This window comes from Rhizobium ecuadorense (genome assembly GCF_001187535.1).
Classification (GTDB): domain Bacteria; phylum Pseudomonadota; class Alphaproteobacteria; order Rhizobiales; family Rhizobiaceae; genus Rhizobium; species Rhizobium ecuadorense.
Window position 1 is genome coordinate 1 of record NZ_LFIO01001650.1, and the last position, 543, is coordinate 543.

Consider the following 543-nt stretch of genomic DNA (forward strand, 5'->3'; position numbering starts at 1 on the left):
CGACCTGCGTCTCGCCATAGGGGGCGAGCCAGGGGGCGAAGATTGCGAAGATGAAGGCGATGGCGATACCGGCCATGCCAATCCAGGCGGTGATGGGGATGTCTCTCAATCTCATCGCGGATGCCTCAGCCGGGGATTGGCGATAATCGCGAGGATATCGGCCGTCATATTGAGGAAGATGTAGACAGCCGCGAAGATCAGGCCGCAGGCCTGTACCACGGGCATGTCGCGCACGGTGACCGCATCGACCATATATTGCCCCATGCCGGGATAGACGAAGACCACTTCGACAACGACGACGCCGACCACGAGATAGGCAAGGTTCAGCGCGATGACATTGATGATCGGCGCGAGCGCATTGGGGGCGGCATGCTTGACGATCGCGCGGAAGGCGCTAAGGCCCTTCAGCTCTGCGGTCTCCATGTAGGCGGAGGACATGACTGAGAGGATCGCCGCTCGCGTCATGCGCATCATGTGCGCGAGCACGACGAGCACGAGGGTCGCCGTCGGCAGCGCGATCGCCTTCAATCGTTCGACGAAACC

1 protein-coding gene and 1 pseudogene are annotated in these 543 nt (G+C 61.5%); both read right to left on the reverse strand.

Going from position 1 to position 543, the window contains the following annotated elements; genetic code table 11:
- Window positions 1-115: pseudogene (locus tag AF337_RS46345) on the reverse strand (ABC transporter permease); the annotation flags it as partial.
- The coding region (locus AF337_RS32885; RefSeq protein WP_152971307.1) for an ABC transporter permease subunit at window positions 112-543 on the reverse strand (432 nt) is incomplete at its 5' end. The pseudogene AF337_RS46345 and the gene AF337_RS32885, both read right to left, overlap by 4 nt.